We start from the raw sequence: 1035 nt of genomic DNA, 5'->3' as shown, positions 1-1035 counted from the left end.
ATTAGAGTCGATGCCTGTGTTACCACAGGACACCTCTCCTTCAGAACGCGGACGTGCAGCTTTCACTGCATCCGGCTCCTAGTCTGACACCTAATAAGTCGGGTTTAACCCGCTGTTCGGACTCTCACCTGACCGTGAACGGTCTGATGCTGGTGACATTCACGATGTAGAACTTCCAAATTTATAGGTTTCCAATTGTCATGGTTGCCGTCGATATGGTGTAGTTCTGCAATATCACCTGACATGAACGATAGATTACATTCTGTACATTTGTGATTCTGTTTCTTGAGAAGTCGTGCCGTTATCCCATCGTAGTGAGCATTCTCTCGTTTTGACCAGTAAACAAAATCGCCATCATAGGGTGATTTATCTCCCTTGACAATGACAAACTTGCAGGCTGACCAACTAACCGCAGGAATTGCTCTTTTTATAACCTTATTGGTTTGATAACGGTTGTATCTTCCTTGTTTCCGAATGAATTTCCATAACCAATAGCGCAGTGACCACAGGTTGTGTTGACTCAGATCGCAGAATCTATGGTAATTTCTCCACCCTCTTACCACCGAACCACACTTGTTAATTCGATGTTCGAGAGTGAAACGACTATCTTTTATCACTTCTTTAACTTTTGCCTTAATGCTAATTGTAGCTTTTTGACTTGGTGTTGAAATGAATTTACCATTGGGTTTAACTGAGAAGTTCCACCCAAGGAAGTCGAAACCATCTGTACTATGTACGACTTTGGTTTTGGCTTCTTTAACTTTTAATCCTCTTGTTTCCAAGAATTTATCAATGTGTCCTCGGAGGGGTTCAGGGTCGTCTTCTGGTTTCAGAATAAACACAACGTCATCCGCATAACGAAATCCAGTAATAGTGTCTATGTATCTGCCACCATTTCTGATTTTTAATCTGACCTCATGACCAACATTTTCTAATCCGTGAAGGACTATATTTGCTAGTAATGGGCTGAAAACTCCCCCTTGGGGCGTACCGGATTCGGATGAAGGAAATTCTCCTCTGACTCCAGCTTTTATT

Annotated in this window: 1 protein-coding gene; it reads right to left on the bottom strand. The window is 42.2% G+C overall.

Features of this window, described 5'->3' with window-relative positions; translation table 11 throughout:
• Positions 1 to 104: 104 nt before the first annotated feature.
• Positions 105 to 1035 (bottom strand): reverse transcriptase domain-containing protein (locus QUB06_RS34625; protein WP_333439364.1); only part of this gene is annotated, 931 nt, incomplete at its 5' end.

The sequence above is a fragment of the Microcoleus sp. D2_18a_D3 genome (genome assembly GCF_036702455.1).
Taxonomy (GTDB): Bacteria; Cyanobacteriota; Cyanobacteriia; order Cyanobacteriales; family Microcoleaceae; genus Microcoleus.
This window is presented reverse-complemented; position numbering and strand designations above follow the sequence as displayed.